A 17,712-nucleotide genomic window follows, 5' to 3' on the forward strand; every position below is an offset into this window, starting at 1 on the left:
GTCGCGGCGATCGGTCGGCGGTGGGCGGAGACCGTGCCGCGCCCGTCGGGCCGTTACGGCACCAGGGCGTCGGATGTCACGTGGGCGCATCCGCTGGCCGGGCTCTCGCTGGAGGCGATGACCGCGTCGAGCCGGTCCCGCGCGTTGCGGAGCTGGCTGATCTGCTCGTCGATGCGGGCACGTTCGGCACGCAGCAGCGCGCGGGACTCCGGAGTGTTGACCTGCGCGTCGACACAGGGCAGCAGGTCCAGGATGGTCCGGCTGGAGAGGCCGGCCGCGTACAGCGTCTGGATCAGGCGCACCCGGTCGATCGCGTTGTCGCCGTAGTGGCGTTGCCCGCCACTGCTGCGGGCGGCGGCCAGCAGGCCCTGCTCCTCGTAGTAGCGCAGGGCGCGCACCGACACCCCGGTCGTCGTGGCGAGTTCCCCGATCCGCATGGACCCCTCCCCCGATTGGTGACGCCAGCCACACAACCTTGTCCCTCACGTGAACGTCAGGTTTTAGCGTAGCTCGCGTACCGCTAGTTCCCGAACCCGCCAGGAGGCAGTCATGCAGATCTCCGGTTCGATCGCACTGGTCACCGGCGCCAACCGTGGCATCGGTCGACACTTCGCCCAACAGCTGCTGGAGCGTGGGGCGGCCAAGGTGTACGCGACGTCGCGCAACCCGCAGCAGATCGACATCCCCGGCGTCGAGCGGCTCCGGTTGGACATCACCGACCCGCGTTCCGTCGAGGAGGCGGCCGCCGCCGCGCCCGACGTTACCCTGCTGGTCAACAACGCCGGAATCGCCACCTTCACCAACCTGGTCAACGGTGATCTCAGCACGATCAGGTCCGAGCTCGACACCCACTTCTGGGGGACCCTGAGCATGGTCCGGGCGTTCGCACCGGTGCTGGGCGCGAACGGCGGAGGGGCGATCCTCAATGTCCTGTCAGCGATGTCGTGGTTCTCCCACGACGGGGCCAACGCCTACGGCGTGGCGAAGGCAGCCGAGTGGAGCCTGACCAACGGGGTCCGACTGGAACTCGCCGGCCAGGGGACCCTGGTGACCGGCCTTCATCTGGGCGCCGCCGACACCGACATGATGGCCAGCTACGAGGGCGCCAAGATGGACCCCGCCGACGTCGTCCGCGCGGCCCTGGACGGCATCGAGGCCGGTCGGCTCGAGGTGCTCGCCGACGAGTGGAGCACGCACGTCAAGGCGTCCCTGGCCAACGACCCGAGCGCCTTCTACACCGCGACGGCGCGCTGACACACTGACAGACGCGCCACTCGCCGTCCTCCTTTGCCGGCCGGGCGTCCGGTGGTTCAGCCGGCCGAGGCGGACGGCCCCGGCGTCGGCGCGGCGTCCGCGACCGCGCGGGCCGGCGACGCCGACGCCGGAGCCGGTCGAAGATCCGCGGGTACGGGCAGTGCGCTGCCCTTGACGAACTGGCCCCAACTGGTGTTCCAGGCCGTCCAGCCGTTGCCCGACTCGAGCCGGACCTCGGTGCCGGTGACAGTGACCAGGTCACCGACCTGGGTGACGCCCATCAACCAGTCGGCGTTGGCCGCTGAGATGTTCGTGCACCCGTGCGAGACGTTGCGGTGCCCCTGGTCCGACACCGACCAGGGTGCCCCGTGGATGAACTCGCCGCCCCAGGTGAGCCGTTGCGCGTCCGCGACGTTCACCACGTAGCCGCCGTTCGGCTCGCCGCGCGTGTCGAACGTGGTCCGCCGGTGCTTCTCCATGATCACCATTTTGCCGCTGGACGTGGGGGTGCTGCGCTTGCCGAGGCTGACCGGGATCTTGCGGATCAGCTTCCCGTCACGCAGCACCCGCATCTGCTTGGTGGCGTTGTCGACTTCGAGCGCCACCTGCCGTCCGATCCGGGACGTCGCGGTGCGGTCGGCGTCACCGATGTGGTTCCCGCCGATCGGCAGACCCTCCAGGCCGGCCCGGACACTGATGGTCGTGCCCGGCCGCCAGAAGTCGGGAGCCCGGTAGTAGACCTGACTGCCGTCGTCCACCCAGGACCAGGCGCCCGGCTGGGGCGGGTTAGTGGTGACGAACAACCGGCGCTGCACGTCGGCACGGGCGGCCCTGGCGATGGGGGGATCGAAGCCGATGGTCACCGGCATGGCCGTGCCGTAGGTCTGCTTGTCGGCGAAGTACAGCGTGCTGGTCACCTGCGGCCTCGTCGACGTCGGCATCGTGGTGAAGGTGGTGGTGCGGGTGGTGGTCCGCCCGGAGTCGGCGGCGGCGGTCACCGTCGCGGTGTAGGTGTGCTGCGGGCGCAACGGAGCGGTCGGCACCCAGGCCGAGCCGTCCTCCCGTGGCTCCACCCTGACCACCGTGCCCGTGTCGTCGACGAGGCGTACGGCGGTGATCTTCCCGCCCGTGACGAGCGGCAAAACCTCGGCGCTGAGCGGCACGTTCCGGGACAGGTCGGCCGGCGTGAGGGTCAACTCCGGCGACGGCACCACCCGCTCGGCGGGCCGCGCGGCAGGCTTCCGCTCGGCGGTGCACCCGCCGAGGAGCAGCGGTGTCGCCGCGACGGTCACCGCCACGAGCGCCATGCGCCTTCGTAACCCCATGCGACGTCCCCCGACTCCCGTGTGCTCCGTGGCGGCAATTCTCGCCGCGCCGACGGCACCTCGCGCTGTTTCTCGGGAATCACGAAACGAAGGTGGGAATGCCCGGTAGGGCCCCAACGCAGGTCTGGCGGTTGCGCCTGCCCTTTCGTGATCCTCGGGGCATCGAAGCGCGCGGCTGTTGTGGCATGCTGCCGACACGGTGGGGCCGCCCGAGAAAGTGGAGTGCCGCCGCGGTCGCCGATTACAGTTTTTGCACGACAATCAGAGAATTGAGATTGAGTCGACATCACAGCGACTCCACAAAGCCGACCAGGCAATCGCTGAGCGATATTTAAGGGAGAATTAATCGTCTCAGTTGGAAACGAACAGGGGGCCGACTCGTATTCTTCGGGCTCGGAAGAAAGGTGCTCCCCCGTTGATAGATCTTCGATTGACCCCTCGCCACCGGCGTTCCGTCACCGCCCTGCTGCTGCTGAGCGTGGCGCTCGCCGGCGGATGCAAGGAGGTGCCGGGCACTACCGGCGCGTCCGGCCCGTCCAGCGACACCGGCATCGGCTCGCCCGGCCCGGAAGCGCCGACGGCCACCGCCCCGGGCGACCCGTCGGCCACGCCGAGCGCCCCGGGCACGTCGGTCACCCCGTCCGCACCGCCCGCCTCGGGCAAGCCGGCGACCCCGGCGACCAGCGCCGCCCCGCCCACCGTCTCCGGTGGCTGGATCACCATCGACGCTGCCGCGCAGGCCGCCGCGACGAGGGCGTTCTTCGCGCGCAAGCCCAAGGCGGTGACCGGCAACCCGGTGAAGGTGCCCGAATTCAACGTCGGCTGTCAGACCAGCCACCACAACAGCGACGACCCGATCGTGCTGCCCAAGCTGGTCGGTGGCTCGCACAACCACACGTTCTGGGGCAACAAGTCGACCGACGCCAACTCGACAGCCGAGTCGCTGCGGGCATCGAAGGCGACCACCTGCAACTCGCCGGACGACCAGTCCGCCTACTGGGTGCCGACGATGTACCAGAACGGCAAGGTCGTGGACCCGAAGGAGGTGACCGTCTACTACGGTTCCCGGCTGAAGGACCCGAGCAAGACCCAGCCCTTCCCGTTCGGCCTGCGCATGATCACCGGTAACGCCAAGAACCAGGTCGACACCCCGGACAAGCAGGGCAACCACTTCTGGTGCGCCGGCATCGGCGGCGAGGTCGGCCGCAGCGCCGACAAGACGTTCCCGGTCTGCGCCAAGACCGCGAACATCGTCCGGCAGGTCACCTTCCCGGACTGCTGGGACGGCAAGCACCTGGACAGCCCCGACCACAAGGCCCACATGGCCAACGGTGACCACACCGGGGCGTGCCCGAAGAGCCACCCGGTGCCCGTCCCCTCGGTGTCCTTCGTGATCTCGTACCCGTTGAGCGCGAACACCGACGGCATCACCCTCGCGTCCGGCACGTCGTTCTCCATGCACGCGGACTTCTTCAACGCGTGGAAGGACGAGGCGCTCGCGGCACGGGTGCGCAACTGCCTCGACCAGGGCGTGAAGTGCAACTCGGCAGGCAACTTCTGAGCTGACCTGGCCCGCGGATCGTCGCGGGTCGACGATCGGAAGCGGCGAGGTCTCCGGCGGACGGTTCAGCGATCAGGCCGAACCGCACGCCGGCGACCTCGCGCGGCCGGGTCAGAATGTGGCGATCGGGTTGACCGGGCTGCCGGACGTGCCGGCGAAGCGGACCGGCGCGACGGCCAACTGGAAGTCCCACTGGTCAAGCTCGACGGCCGTTGTCGCGCACGCCTCCAGGTCGCAGTTGTCGAGCATCCACAGACCCATCGCCACCAGGCTCACGGCGTGGACCGGCATCAACACGTCGTCGTACCCCGACGGCTGAACGTCCTGGGAGGTGTCCGCGCCGATCAGCGCGACGCCGCGTTCCCGCAGCCACGGCAGGCAGGACGCGTGCCACCCGGCCTGCGCGAAACCGCCCGCCGCACCCCGCTCGTGGCGGAAGCGGCCGTAGCCGGTACGCAGGAGCACCGCGTCGCCGGTGCGCACCCGCACACCCTGGCGACGCTCGGCCTCCTCAAGGTCGTCGGGAAACACCCCCTGCCCCGGCTCCCACCACGGCACATCGCGGGCCCGCGCGACGTCCAGCAGGACACCACGCGTGACGATCCCGTTCGCCGCCGCGGTGACGGCCGACCACGCCGAACCCGTGGCGGCGTCGACCAACGAGTGCGACCGCCCGTTGTACATCGTGCCGTCCCAGAAGATGTGGCACGGCGAGTCGAGGTGGGTGAGGGTGTTGCCGTGGAACGAGATGCCGAGCCGCTCGGACGAGAAACCCCAGCGCCGATCGGCGTGGAAGTGCGCCGGCATGTTCTCGGCACCCGGCATGTCGACGGCGCGGGGGAAGGCTGTCGTCGACCGCTCCATGTCGCCCGGGACGGCGACCTCCCACGCGCAGGACACGCTTCTGCCGTGGCGCACCGCCCGCGCCGCCGCCAGCCGTACGTCGTCGGTGATGTGATTCAGCGTTCCGAGCTCGTCGTCGTCACCCCACCGCCCCCAGTTGGACAACGTGTCGAAGTATCCGAGCACGTCGTCCTGCGTCGGCACCGCTCGCCCAGCCGTCATCCCCGCATCGACTCCTCAGGTCACCCGCTTCGAGACACCACGGGTCAGGCTATCCCGCCGCCGGTTCACCTCGGCCTCGTCGACTCGACGACCCACTCGCGCAGCAGACTGAGGACGGCGGCGGCCGGTCGCCCCTGATCCGGGGTGACCGGCCGCCGTCGCGTCGATCAGCTAGAGCCGGGCGGCGCCCGCCTCGGTGGCTTCCTGCACCGCCGAGGTACGACGGGTCTCGGCCCGCTGGTCGCCGGCGTCCTCCCGGTCCGGGACGGCCATCCGGGCGGACCGGTTGGTGGTCGCCGCGGCCTGGTCGCCGGTCACGCCGCCACGGATCCGGTTGTTCGCGGCCACCTGGGCGGCCGGATCGTTGGACGTCACCGCCAACTGGCCGTTGATGATGTTGTCGTCGATCGTGACCCCGCCGGTCGTGCTGGTGATGCTCACGTCCCCACCCCAGTAACCGCCGGAGGCGCAGCTGTCGAGGGAGCCGTTCGGGCCGAGCTGCACACCACCCAGGTTGCCGGCGAAGGTGGCCCGACCCTGGACGGCACTGCCACACACCACACTGCCGGTGGCGCTGTTGAGCACCGACAGCGTGCCGTCGACGAACGAGTCGTGCAGGTCCGTGTAGTAGGTGCCGGTGCTGTTGAGGTTGCGCTGCACCTGGGTGCCACCGTCGAGTCGGACCTCACCGGCACTGACGTTGACGTGCCCGGTGACCGTGGACGCCTCAGCGAAGAGGAAGCTGTCGATGGTCGTGGATCCCTTCGGGCGCACGATGACGGTGCCGGTGTGGGCGTCCTTCAGGAAGATCCCGTACCCCCCGGCGGCGAGCACCACCTGGCCGGCGACGGTCGTCTCGGTCGCGTCGAGGTACCCGTCGGCGGCGACGCGTACCTCACCGCTGACCCGGCCACCGCTCACCACCAGGTTGGCGCCGGCCGCGACGGTGACGTTGCCGGTGATCGTGGTGCCGGTCAGCGAGCAGGACTCACCGGCGGGCACGAGCAGGTCGTTGGGCACGGTCACCGCGCCGCCGGTGCCGATGCAGTGGGTGACCAGATCGGCGTGGGCGGTGGGCGCCACGGCCAGCACCGAGGCCGCGATGACGGCGCTCACGGTGGCCAGCTTGGCGACGGTACGTCCGGGCATCGTTGTACTCCCTGTCGATGAGGTTCGAGGGTTCATGCGCCGACGTCCGATCGGGCCGCGGCCCGGACGATGGCGCCCTGCTGCCGCCGGTCGAGCGTGCCGCCGGTCACGAGCGCGGCGGTGACCGCCTCGACGTGCCGGACGAATTCGGCGTGGCCGGGGTAGTCGGCGTGTTCGTCGATCACATCGTTGATGGTGCAGCCGTCGCCGGTGTCCACGTTGGCCACACCGGTGTCACTGCCGTCGATGATCACGGTGGCCCGGGTGTCCGAGTCCGGGCAGCGGTCGCTGCCGTCGGTCACCACGGTGAACGTGGTCGACTGCTCGGTGGCGGAGTTCCCCGCCGTGTCGGTCGCCCGGTAGCGCACGGTGTGCGCGCCGGGCGTGCGGACGACGACCGCAGCGGCGTACGCCGTCCAGCCGCCGGTGTCGAGCGCGTACTCGATCGTCGCCACGCCCGACTCGGCGTCGGTGGCCGTGACGGTGACGGTCGCGCCGCCGACGTACGCGCCATCGTCGTTGCGGTCACCGGCCACCGTGGCGGCGACAGTGGGTGGGGTGGTGTCCTCGGCCTGCGGCTCGACGACGGTGAAGTGTTCCATCTGCTCGGCCGACGTGTTGCCGGCGGTGTCGGTCGCCCGGTAGTGCAGCATGTGCATCCCGGCCGTGTTCACCACGATCGGGTTCGCGTACGTGGTGAAGGCCGCCCCGTCCAGCGCGTACTCGATGGTGGCGACACCGGATCCGCTGTCGGTGGCGGTCAACGTGGCGGTGGCCGTACCGATGAAGTTGCCGTCGCCGTCGCGGTCGCCGGCCAGCGCGGCCGTGACCACCGGCGCGGTGGTGTCCTCCTCCCCCGGCTCGACGATCCGGAACTGCACCGAGCCGACGGCGCTGGTGTTGCCGGCCTGGTCGGTGGCCCGGAACTGCACCGAGTGGTCACCGATCGCGGTCACCCGCACCGGTTCGGTGTACGGCTGGAAGCTGGTGTCGTCGACCTGGTACTCGACGGTCTGGACCCCGGAGTCGGCGTCGGTGGCCGTCACGGTCACCGTGGCCGCACCGAGGTAGTTGCCATCCTGGTCCTGGTCGCCGGAGACCGCGCCGGTCACTGTCGGCGCGGTGGTGTCGCCGCCTCCCCCGCCGTCGGTGACCACCAGCTCACCGACCATCGAGCTGTGCCCGGGGATCGAGCAGAAGTACCGGTACCGGCCCGGGGTCAGCGTCACGGTCGCCTCGTGGCGGCCGTCGGTGGCGTCGAACGGGCTGGCCAGGATGTTGACTGTGACGTCGTGGTTGTAGCCCTCGGTGCTGGTGTCGAAGGTCAGGGTGTGCGGCATCCCGGTGGTGTTGCCGGTGGCCGCGCTGTTCTCCCAGATGATCGTGGTGGCTCCGGCCGCCGCCGTGGTGGGCGCGGACTTGTAGCGGGTGATGCTGTCGTCGGCGGTCCAGGTCAACACCTGGTCGGCGGCGACGCGGGGGGCGGCGGAGGCGGGCACCGCAGCCAACGGGATCACCGTCAGCAGGAGCGCCGCCAGCGCTGCTTTCAGTCGTCGGGTCATCGTCACTCCTAGAGTTCCCGCACGCGGATGTTGCGGAACTCGGTCAGGTCGTTGTCACCGTGGTTCTGCAGGCCGATGAAGCCGCGCAGGAACTGCCGCAGGTCGGTCGGCGGGTCGCCGGCACGCGACGACTGCTTGCCGGGCGTGTTGTCGAACTCGTTGATCACCACACCGTTGCGGATCATCGTGTAGTGCTGCCCGACGACGCGGATCTCGTAGTCGTTCCACTCGTTCTTCGGCGTCACCCCGGCCTGGGCCAGCGGCACCGAGTCGAAGTTGTAGACCGAGCCGGTCTTCTGCGGCTCACCGGTGTCACCGTCGTAGATCTGGATCTCGTGTCCGCAGTAGATCGCCATCCAGGCCTGCGAGGTCCGCGCCGACCCGACGGTGCCGCAGCTGTCCGGTGGTCGCTGGTCGAGGGGCGTTCGCAGGTCCGGGAACCGGATGAAGACGCCGGTGTTGGCCCGGCCGGTGCCCGGCGCGATGTCCCGGAACTGCACCTTCAGCGAGAAGTCGCCCAGCTCCTTGGTGTGCCAGAGCATGCCCAGGCCACCGCTGGAGCGCAGCGACCCGTCCGGTTGGATGCCGAACTCGCCCGCCGGCGCCTGCTGCCAACCGCGCAGCGACTCGGCGGTGCCGTCGAAGAGCGGCTCGTACCCGGTGTGGCCGTCCCGGCCGATCTCCGACGCGGCGGCCAGGCGGGTGAGGGTGCCCGACTCGCGGGTGCTGAGCAGGTCGTCGTCCTGCAACCCGCGGGCCACCGCGGTCACGTGCCGGACGAAACCGTTGTGGTCGGCCCAGGTGCTCTCGTCGTCGATCAGGTCGTTGGCCGTGCAGCCCTGCCCGACCGTGCGACTGGGCACCCCGGTGTCCGTGTCGCCGAGCCACACCGTCGGCCGGTCGTCGGGCACCGCGCAGCCCACCGTCACCGTGGTCTGCACCGTCGCCTTCTCCCCGTCGGCGTACGTGACGGTGAGCTTCGCGGTGTAGGTGCCGACCGTGGCGTACGTGTGCCGGGGGTCCGCCTCGGTGGACGTGGCGCCGTCGCCGAACTCCCACCGGTGGCTGACGCCGCCGGCGCGGGAGCCGGTGAAGGCCATGGTCAGCGGCTTGTTCTGCACGGCGACCGAGGTCGCCGCCGGTGCCGGGGTGGGCGCCCCGCCGGTGTAGGTGATCCGGATCAGCTTCTGGTTGGCGTGCAGGCTGAAGAACCCGCCGCCGTAGTCGAGCAGGTAGAGCGCGCCGTCCGGGCCGAACTTGGCGTCCATCCAGCTCTGCAACTTGGTGTCGCCGTTGCCGCCGGGGATGATGGCCCGCAGCGACTCGGCGTACACCGGTGGGGCGGCCTGCGGCACGCCGGCCGGGTCGACGGTGACCGCGACCCGGTTGGCGGCGTTCGACTGGTCACCGATGAACCACTTGCCGTCCCAGTGCTCCGGCCACGCCACGCCACTGGTGGTGTCGACGAGGCTGCGGTGGTACGTCGGGCCGGACATGATGGCCTGCCCGCCGCCGCGCAGGTACGGCTGGGTGTAGGTGGCGTCGGCCGCGTTGTAGGTCGGCAGGCCGCTGCCGTCGGTCCGCTTCGGGAACACCGGGCCGCCGCCGTCCGGCGAGTACCAGATCATGTTGTCCCGGGCTGCCGGGATGTCCACCAGTCCGGTGTTGCGCGGCGACTCGTTCTTGAGGTTGTCGCAGTCGTACCAGCCGGTCAGCACTGTCGCGTCGGTGTTGCTGCGGTCGCGGTACGGCTGCCGGTTGCCCATGCAGTACGGCCAGCCCTGATTGCCTGCGGAGGTGATGATGGTGGCCGTCTCGTACTTGGCCGGGCCGAGGGTGGGGCTGGGCGACGAGGCGTCCGGGCCGACCCAGCCGGCGGTCAGCCACTGGTGCACCGGGTCGATCTGCAGGCGCGCGATGTTGCGCATGCCCATCACGTAGATCTCCGGGCGGGTCTTCTCGGTGCCCGGTGGGAACAGGTTGCCCTCCGGGATGGTGTACGTGCCGTCGGCCTCCGGGTGAATCCGGATGATCTTGCCGGCGAGATCGTTGGTGTTACCCGAGGTGCGGCGGGCGTCCTGGAACGAGACGCCCTGGTACTCCTGGGTCCAGTTGTTGCCGGCGTAGCCCTGCGATCCCTCGGATGAGTTGTTGTCGCCGGAGCCGACGTAGAGGTTGCCCTTGGCGTCGAACGCCATGCCGCCGCCCGCGTGGCAGCAACTGTGGATCTGCACGGGGAACTGCAACAGGTCCTTGCGGGTGGCCTGGTCGATGGTCTGCGCCTGACTGTCGTAGGTGAACCGCGAGACGGTCCGCTGACCGATTCGCTTCACCCGGTCGACCGAGTCGTGCGGCATCCAGTAGACGTAGAGCCAACCGTTCTCGGCGAACGCGGGGTCGGGCACGATGCCGAGCAGACCCTCCTCGTTCTTCACCAGCTCGGAGCCGCTGCCCCGGTTGCCCATCACCTCCAGGGTGGTGAGCAGCTTGACCTGCTTGGTACGCGGGTCCCAGGAGTGGATGGTGCCGCAGCCCAGGCCGACCTTCGGGTCGTTCCAGTCCGCGACCGGGCCGCTCGGGCAGGCCGCCTTGCCGACGTAGAAGACAGTGCCGTCCGGGGCGATGGTCAGCCCGTGCGGCTCGCCCATCTGGTCCAGCTGCCCGGTCTGGTTCGCGGCGGTGAGTCGCTCCACCTTGTAGTTCGAGGCGATGGTGGCCTGGCAGTCGCCACGGACCCGACCGGTGGTCCAGTTGAGAGCTCCGGCGAGGTGCGCGCGGAACGCCTCCTCACCGTAGCTGCCCTCGGTGTGGCCCATGCCGGTGTAGAACGACCGACCGCCGTCGTAGTCCCGGCACCAGGACACCGGGTGGAACGCGCCGTTGGCGGCCGCCCCCGGGTTGTAGTGCCGCTCCTCGACCTGGGCGAGCGTGTGCACGCTACCGATCGGGTTCGGGTCCCAGTTCTCCCAGCGGTCCGACCGGGTGATGGTCATCGGCAGCGACGCCGTGGCCGGGTGCTTGCGGTCCAGGATGTTCACCACCGCGCGGTTCACCGCGGGCGGCTCCGGGGCGGTGGTGCTTCCGGTGAACAGGCGCAGGTCGGCGAGTTGGACCAGCGGCTCACCGCTGTTCGCGGTGACGTTCAGCCGGTAGCGGGTGAACTCCTGCGGGGTGGCGATGTCGAACCGCCGGGTCTGGTACCGGTCCGGGAAGGTCTGCCCGGTGCGACGGTCCAGGTCGGTCCAGCTCTGCCCGTCCGTGGAGCCCTGCAGGGTCCAGTCCCTCGGGTCCCGGCCGGAGGAGTCGTTGGCCGACGTGAGCGCGTACCCGGTGATCCGCTTCGGTGCGCTCAACTCGTACGCCACCCAGGCGGTCGGCGTGCGGACGAGCCACTTCGTGTTGCCGTCGCCGTCGGTCAGCTTCTCCTTGGTCTCGTTGGGCGGGTTCTCGCCGCTGGCGGTCACCCTGGTCACCGGCTCGGCCACCGGGATGGCGCCGGCCGGGCGGGTGCCGATCAGCCCGGTGAACCAGGTGGAGTCGACCTGGGCGCGGGCGGCGTCGGCGATGCCGACGAAGCCGCCGCCGGCCTTGACGTAGCTCTGTAGCGCCGACTCCTGATCGCGGTTGAGCGCCGCGCCCGTCGCGGAGAGGAAGACCACGCTGCGGTACGCGGACAGCCCGGCCGCGGTGAAGGCGCCCGGGTCCGTGGTGGCCGTGACATCGATGTCATGAACGGCACCAAGCTGTTTGATGGTGTCCACCGCGCGCGAAACCGGGTCCTGTTGTTCGGCAACCGGACCGTGGAACACCAGGACCGCGGTCTGCTGCGGCTGCGCCGCCGGTGGGGCGGCCGCCGTTCGTGGCGCGGCCGCAGCCGCCGTCGTTGCCGGGATGAGTGTCGCGAACGCCGCTACCGCGGCAAGGGTTCGTCGTAGTTTTCTGGTCATGCCCGTCCCCACTTTCGGTTCGGTCAGCTTCCGTGCGTGTGGGTGTGGCCCTGGAACCGGTGGATCGCCTCCTCGGCACCCGGCGGCATGCTGCCGTCGGCGTTGCGAACCAGGAAGATCCCGGCCATGCCGCCATCGGAGTGCGTCTGCACGTGGCAGTGGTACATCCACGCGCCGGGTCCGACGCCCTCCCCGGCCAGCACCTGGAAACCGAACGAGCTGCCGGGATTGAGGTCCTTGTTGTCGATCACCAGGCTCGGATCGCTCGGCCCCTCCAACATGCCGGTGCGGTTGTCCGCCCAGCGATGCGCGTGCAGGTGGAAGGTGTGAAACAGGTTGCCGTGGCCGATGGCGATCCACTCGACGCGCTCGCCCAGGTTCGCCTCGAACATCGGGGTCGCCGGCGCCATCCGGTTGTTGATCATCATGTCGTGGAACACGGCAGTGAACTGCTTCGACGGCAGGATGTCGCCCCGCCGCCGGACGATGAGCGCCCCGTACAGCCCCTTCGCGACGCCACCGGTGCCGTGATCGGTGCCCATCGCGTGATCGTGGTAGTGCCAGTAGCCGGCGCTGCCCGGCATGTACCGCCGACCCGCCGCGGCCACCATCTCGTGGGAGCGCCAGACGTACGTCCGTGTCTCACCCGGGTTGTTGAACGAGGCATTGAACGGGCTGCCGTCGGACTCGGTGCTGTAGTCCACCCCGTGTGGATGGATGGACAGCCGCTGGCTGGTGGTGTTGACCAGGGTGATCTCCAGGGTGTCACCCTCGTACATCTCCAGGATCGGGCCCGGAACGGTGGCCTGGCCGGGTGCCAGGCCGTATCCGTACAGGTTGCCGGGCAACTGCTCGGCGTAGATGGTGATCTTTTTGGTGACACCGTCGGCGGCCCGGGCGGGGCTGCCTCCGAATGCCGCGCCGATCGTTGGGGTGGACGCGCCCAACGCACCGGCGGCGAGCGCGCCGGTGGCGATCAGCGATCTACGGGACAGGTGGCGGTGAGGGCCACCAGCGTGATCGTCCATGGGTCTCCGTTCCCGACCGGGCGAAGACGCGACGAGGACAGGGTGCATCGACCGCCGAGCATGGGGCGGTGGCACGACTGAGGGTGAGGCTCGTCGCGAACTTTGCTCGGAAGACTCAGAACTTTCAATGGATGAGAAAAACTTATTTAATCCATCGACGAAAGTACAGCTCTGATTGCAAAAAGATTACCTTGACATCACGACGTCCGTCGATTGACATGAAGCTGACACACAGACCGTCGGCGGCCCGGTCCTCGAACCGACAACGCAGCGGCGCACACAGAACGACGCCGGGCTGCCCTCGATGAGGCAACCCGGCGGAAGGGACGTACGAGAGCTGTCGTCAGAGGTGGTGGCGGTCGTCCGCCGGCAGGCTGGGAGCCGCTGGCGGCTCGGACGCCTGGTCGGGCTGGCCGAGCTGCGCGACGTGGGTCGGGTCGAGGACCCGGGAGAGGAACGCGCGGGTCCGTTCGTGCCTCGGCGCGCCGAGCACCTCCTGCGGCGGCCCCTGCTCGACCACCACCCCACCGTCCATGAACACGACCCGGTCGGCGACGTCGCGGGCGAACGCCATCTCGTGGGTGACCACCATCATCGTCATGCCGTCCTCGGCCAGCTTGCGCATGACGGTGAGCACGTCGCCGACCAACTCCGGGTCGAGCGCCGAGGTCGGCTCGTCGAAGAGCATCAGCTTCGGCTCCATCGACAGCGACCGGGCGATCGCCGCCCGCTGCTGCTGGCCGCCGGAGAGCTGCGCCGGGAAGGCGTCGGCCTTGTCGATCAGCCCGACGCGCTCCAGGTTGGCCCGCGCGATCCGCTCGGCCTCGGCCCGACCCCGCCGGAGCACCCGACGCTGGGCGATGGTGAGGTTGTTCAGGACGGTCAGGTGCGGAAACAGGTTGAACGACTGGAAGACCATGCCGATGCCGCGACGGACCTCGTCGATCTCGACGTCCGGGTCGGTCATCTCGACCCCGTTCACCCAGATCTTGCCGGCCGTCGGCTGCTCCAGCAGGTCGACGCAGCGCAGCAGGGTCGACTTGCCGGAGCCGGACGGCCCGATCACACAGACCACCTCGCCCTGGCCGACCTCGAAGTCGATGCCCTTGAGCACCTCGAGCGGCCCGAAGGACTTGTGCAGGTCGCGGATCTCCACGGCGGGGCGGGAGGGGGCGGTCGTCATCGGGGTCACCGAGCCTTGGCGTAGCGGAGTTCGAGGCGTCGTACCACCTGCGACAGTGGCAGGGTGATCACCAGGTAGGCCAGGCCGGCCACCAGCAGCGGGGTCGCGTTCACCCGGTCGTTGAGCATGTCCCGGCCGAACTTGGTGATCTCGATGGTCTGCGCCGTCACCCCGAGCACGTAGGCCAGTGACGAGTCCTTGGTGAGCAGGATGAGCTCGTTCGTCAGTGGCGGGATCACGATCCGGAACGCCTGCGGGATGACGATCGTGCGCATGGCGGTGAAGTGCGACATGCCGAGGGTCCGCGCCGCCTCCATCTGCCCCTTCGGCACGGCCTGGATGCCGGCCCGGATCGTCTCCGCCATGTACGCCGCAGCGGTCAAACCGAGGCCGATCGCTATCGAACCGAACACCCCGCCCGGCAGCTCGCGCTCCGGGAAGGCGATCGGGATGCCGTACCCGACGAGGAAGAGCACCAGCAGCGCGGGCAGACCCCGGAACAACTCGATGTACGCCGTCGCCACCCAGCGGTACGGCGCCACCCGGGACAGCCGCATCAACGCCAGGATGGTGCCGAACACGAGGCCGAAGGCGAACGCGCCCAACGTGTAGAGGATGGTGTTACGCAACGCGACGGTGATGATCGTCGGGAACATCGACTTGATGATGTCGACGCGGAAGAACGCGTCGGCCAGCCTGTCCCAGTCCGCGGCGAAGAGCACCGCGGCGATGATGGCGATGAAGACCAGGTACTGGAGCCCGAGGGACAGCCGCTCCCGCTGGCGGCGTCGCAACTTCACGTTCGCTCGTTGCCTTCCCGGAGGTTGGTGACCCGGAGGGCACGCGGAACGCGTGCCCTCCGGTACTACGCGATGCTCAGGCGCTGGGCCGCTTGCCGATCCACTTCTCGTAGATCGTGTTGTACGTGCCGTCGGCCTTGGCCTTGGCCAGCACCTCGTTGATCTTCTTGAGCAACTCCGGGTTGGCGTCCTTCTTCACCGGGAAGCCGTACTTCTCGCCGGTGTCGAACTCGGCGGCCACCTCGAACCCGCCCGGGTTCTTCTTCAGGTACTCGGTCCAGACCGGCAGGTCGTTGATGGCGGCCTCGACCTGGCCGTTGGCGACGGCCTGCTGAAGGGCGGCGAGATCCTCGAACTCGACCAGCTTCAGACCCTTCTCCGCCTCGAGCTTCTTGGCGTAGTCACGACCCGTGGTGGCCGCCTGCACGCCGAGCTTCTTGCCCCGGAGGTCATCCAGCGACTTGTACGTCTTGCCGGTCTTCACCAGCATCGCCTGGGTGGCGTCGAAGTAGGGGTCGGAGAAGTCGAGGACCTTCCGCCGCTCCTCGGTGATCGTCATGCCGGCGGCGGCTGCGTCGCACTTGCCCGTGTTGAGGTCCTGGCCGGACTTGATCCCCTCGAACGGGGTGTCGACGATCGTCTGCTCGACACTCAGCTCCTTGGCGACCAGGTCCATGATCTCGACGTCGAAGCCGGTCACCTTGCCGCTGGCGTCCTTGGACTGGAACGGCGGGTACGGCAGGTGGGTGCAGACGGTCAGCTTGCCCGCCGCGACCAGCTTGACGCCGCTGGCCTGAACCTCACTGTCGTCCTTCTTCGCGCACCCCGCGGTCAACGCGAGAGCGGCGACGGCCACGACGAGGCCGGCCTGACGGACGGCGCTTGGGAACCTCAAGGCTGTGTCCCTCCGATTCGGCTTCAGACGCACAGAAGCCAATCTGGTTCATAAGACTTTGCGATAAGCGACCGTACCCGATCTGGCCCGACGTCCCTAGATCACGCTGCGAACAACCGGCCGGTACGACACGCCGGCCCTCGCCGGCAAACCGGACACTTGCCTAGCAACGTGCCTCAGCCACCGGTTCCCTCGGCCGCCCCGTCCGGGGTGAGCGCCCCACCGTCGGGGTCTGTGTCCAGGAACACGTGTTGGTGGCCCTGCCCGGCATCAACGCTGATCTGGTCGAGCTGGGTCGCCGCGACCGACCAGATCGTCGCAGCCTCGGCCGCCTGCCGCGCCGTCACGTCCAGCAGGGCCGCGCGCTGCGCGGCCGGAACGGCAGCGGCCAGAGCGTAGGCGTCGACGGCCAGCGACGCCTGCTGGACCGCACCGCGCAACCCGCCGCGCGCCACGTTGGTGGCGGTGGTCCCCGACGGCGGATCGGCGAACGGCTCGGCCGCCTGACGCATGACCTCCTGCCATTGGCGAGCCTTCGCCGCGTCCGGGGCGCGGCCGCCGGTCGTCTCCGCCTTGATGGCGGCCAGGACCGGCGCGACCTGGTCGCGGACGCGACGGGCCGTCCCGATCAACTCCGTGATCTGCTGGGCGTCCCGCTTCGCCTCGGCCTGCTTGATGCTCGCGATGGTCGCCTCGGTGGCGTCCGGACGGCCCACCTGGTAGCCGACCAACCCACCCAGCACACCGGTGACCAGTGCGATCACGCCCGCGACGGCCGCGTACCGCACGGTGCGGCGACGACGCACATCGGCCTTGTCCAACTGGTAGGAGGGCCGACCGGTACGGCGCGCCATCGCATCTCCTCACATCGATGGTGTGGGGCCAAAGACTAGCCGCCCCTCGTGAGATCCGTCGATAGCGCCGCGGATAGGCGCGACGGCGCGCTCACGCCGGCCGGAACCGCTAGACCGGGTAGCCCCACTCGGCCAACGGCTTCTCCAGCACCCGTTCGATCGCGCCGAGCTGCGCCGGGCTGAGTTCGTCCCGGTACGCCTCCGCCCGGCCCACCGTGAAGTCGTACCGGGAGAAGCCCTTCTCGAAGGCGGCCGACCAGCCCAGACCGAGGAAGTCGAGCATCCGGCCGACCTGCTCACGCGGCCGCTCGACCAGGTCCTCGTAACGCACGTCCAGCCACTGGTCGGCCGGGTGACGCAGCCGAGCCTGCGCGAAGGCCTCCATCAGCATCTTCCAGCCCAGCGCGGCGAGCACCTGGAAGGAACGGCCGGACTCGGTCCACTCCTCCCGCAGGTCGGACGGGAGCGGGCCATAGATCCAGTTGTCCGGCCCGCGCCACCCGTCCCACCAGCCCATCTGGAGCCACGAGTTGGCCACCGCCCGGCCGTCGCGCACCACGTTGACCACCCGCAGATCCGGGTACGCGGCGTGCAGCAGACCGGTGCGCGGCCACCCGGTGACGTGCTGCACCAGTTGCTGGCAGCCCTGCCGCCTGATCCGCTCGTCGAAGAAGGCCCGCAGCCGTCGGGCGACGAACGGCGTCAGGTCCTCGGCCACCAGGTCCCGGCACGGTCGGGAGAAGCCGGCAAGCACCTGCCTGTCGAGCAGGTGGTACGCCTCCGACGGCGCCACCCGGAGCCGGCCCCGCTCCAGCAACCGTCGACTGTGTCGCAGGGACGTCATCCCCGCCGGGCGTGGCGCCGACCGCCGGTAGAGCGGCCCGTTGAACCTGCCCTTGGGGTTGAGCCGGGCCAGTTTGTCGTCCAGGCCGGAGACGAAGCCGACCGCGGGATGTCGGGAAAGCACTTCCTGGACCAGGGTCGAACCGCAGCGACCAGTGCCCACCACCAGTGAGAGCATCGTTCAGCCTTCCTGCCGGGTGGCGGGTGACGGGGACACGACCGGGTCCGCGGCGCGGCGGCCGGCGG

The 17,712-nt window shown here is 69.6% G+C and carries 14 protein-coding genes; 2 read left to right on the forward strand and 12 right to left on the reverse strand.

Going from position 1 to position 17,712, the window contains the following annotated elements:
- Positions 1-53: 53 nt before the first annotated feature.
- Entirely contained in the window at positions 54-437 is a 384-nt protein-coding gene (locus DLJ59_RS19015) for a MerR family transcriptional regulator (protein WP_124773990.1), read from the reverse strand.
- 112 nt (positions 438-549) lie between these two features.
- On the opposite strand from DLJ59_RS19015, the gene DLJ59_RS19020 reads away from it, so the two are divergent.
- Positions 550-1,254 carry an SDR family oxidoreductase gene (locus tag DLJ59_RS19020; protein ID WP_124773991.1) on the forward strand — a complete coding sequence of 235 codons (705 nt, stop codon included), beginning with the start codon at positions 550-552 and terminating at the stop codon, positions 1,252-1,254.
- 56 nt (positions 1,255-1,310) lie between these two features.
- On the opposite strand, the gene DLJ59_RS19025 is transcribed toward DLJ59_RS19020, so the two are convergent.
- On the reverse strand, positions 1,311-2,561 hold the full coding sequence (locus tag DLJ59_RS19025) for a L,D-transpeptidase (protein ID WP_208648762.1): 1,251 nt from the start codon (positions 2,559-2,561) through the stop codon (positions 1,311-1,313).
- Positions 2,562-3,009: 448 nt separating this feature from the next.
- Between DLJ59_RS19025 and DLJ59_RS19030 the strand changes: the two genes are divergently transcribed.
- Positions 3,010-4,140: a DUF1996 domain-containing protein gene (locus tag DLJ59_RS19030; protein ID WP_158630869.1), complete on the forward strand. Its 1,131-nt coding sequence runs from the start codon at positions 3,010-3,012 to the stop codon at positions 4,138-4,140.
- A 111-nt stretch (positions 4,141-4,251) separates the two neighbouring features.
- Here the strand turns inward: DLJ59_RS19030 and DLJ59_RS19035 are convergent, their stop codons facing one another.
- The 10 genes from DLJ59_RS19035 to DLJ59_RS19080 all read right to left on the reverse strand — a co-directional run bounded on the left by DLJ59_RS19035 (position 4,252) and on the right by DLJ59_RS19080 (position 17,644).
- Complete coding sequence (locus DLJ59_RS19035; protein WP_244236116.1) at positions 4,252-5,205, reverse strand: cyclase family protein; 954 nt, start codon at positions 5,203-5,205, stop codon at positions 4,252-4,254.
- A 171-nt stretch (positions 5,206-5,376) separates the two neighbouring features.
- Positions 5,377-6,354, reverse strand: a complete 978-nt coding sequence (locus DLJ59_RS19040) for a hypothetical protein (RefSeq protein WP_124773994.1) — start codon at positions 6,352-6,354, stop codon at positions 5,377-5,379.
- Between the two features lie 32 nt (positions 6,355-6,386).
- Positions 6,387-7,916, reverse strand: a complete 1,530-nt coding sequence (locus tag DLJ59_RS19045) for an OmpL47-type beta-barrel domain-containing protein (RefSeq protein ID WP_124773995.1) — start codon at positions 7,914-7,916, stop codon at positions 6,387-6,389.
- Between the two features lie 8 nt (positions 7,917-7,924).
- Positions 7,925-11,863: a ThuA domain-containing protein gene (locus DLJ59_RS19050; RefSeq protein WP_124773996.1), complete on the reverse strand. Its 3,939-nt coding sequence runs from the start codon at positions 11,861-11,863 to the stop codon at positions 7,925-7,927.
- 23 nt (positions 11,864-11,886) lie between these two features.
- The gene (locus tag DLJ59_RS19055) at positions 11,887-12,891 is read right to left on the reverse strand and encodes a multicopper oxidase domain-containing protein (RefSeq protein WP_124773997.1); all 1,005 of its coding nucleotides are present in this window, start codon (positions 12,889-12,891) and stop codon (positions 11,887-11,889) included.
- Positions 12,892-13,234: 343 nt separating this feature from the next.
- A complete protein-coding gene (locus tag DLJ59_RS19060) occupies positions 13,235-14,074 on the reverse strand; it encodes an amino acid ABC transporter ATP-binding protein (protein ID WP_124773998.1) in 840 nt (279 codons plus the stop codon).
- 5 nt (positions 14,075-14,079) lie between these two features.
- Complete coding sequence (locus DLJ59_RS19065; protein ID WP_124773999.1) at positions 14,080-14,874, reverse strand: amino acid ABC transporter permease; 795 nt, start codon at positions 14,872-14,874, stop codon at positions 14,080-14,082.
- Between the two features lie 76 nt (positions 14,875-14,950).
- A complete protein-coding gene (locus DLJ59_RS19070; protein ID WP_124774000.1) occupies positions 14,951-15,769 on the reverse strand; it encodes a basic amino acid ABC transporter substrate-binding protein in 819 nt (272 codons plus the stop codon).
- Between the two features lie 176 nt (positions 15,770-15,945).
- On the reverse strand, positions 15,946-16,623 hold the full coding sequence (locus tag DLJ59_RS19075; protein ID WP_124774001.1) for a hypothetical protein: 678 nt from the start codon (positions 16,621-16,623) through the stop codon (positions 15,946-15,948).
- A 109-nt stretch (positions 16,624-16,732) separates the two neighbouring features.
- Positions 16,733-17,644, reverse strand: a complete 912-nt coding sequence (locus DLJ59_RS19080; RefSeq protein WP_124774002.1) for a sulfotransferase family protein — start codon at positions 17,642-17,644, stop codon at positions 16,733-16,735.
- Between the last annotated feature and the right edge of the window lie 68 nt (positions 17,645-17,712).

The organism is Micromonospora inaquosa, assembly GCF_003857055.1.
GTDB lineage: Bacteria > Actinomycetota > Actinomycetes > Mycobacteriales > Micromonosporaceae > Micromonospora > Micromonospora inaquosa.